The 275-nt window shown below is 67.6% G+C and carries 1 protein-coding gene; it reads right to left on the minus strand.

Going from position 1 to position 275, the window contains the following annotated elements:
- Window positions 1-236 (minus strand): acyltransferase domain-containing protein (locus tag AC5WS8_RS39505; protein ID WP_496108293.1); only part of this gene is annotated, 236 nt, incomplete at its 3' end.
- Between the last annotated feature and the right edge of the window lie 39 nt (window positions 237-275).

A 275-nucleotide genomic window follows, 5' to 3' on the forward strand; every position in this document is an offset into this window, starting at 1 on the left:
CCGCCCTCGTTGCGCCGCAACGTGCCGACCACCACAGCGTCCGGGACGGCCTCCTGCACCGCCATCCCCAGCACCGGATGCGAGCTGACCTCCACGAACGCCGAACAACCCTGCTCGATGAGCCCCTGAACCGCATCAGCGAACCGCACCCGCTGACGCAGATTCCGATACCAGTACCCCCCATCGAGGCGAGCCGTGTCGATCACCTCCGCCTCGGTGGTCGAGAAGAACGGCACCTCACCCGAGCGAGGAACAACCGGACCCAGAACCCGCGC

The sequence above is a fragment of the Streptomyces sp. PTL18 genome (genome assembly GCF_059510295.1).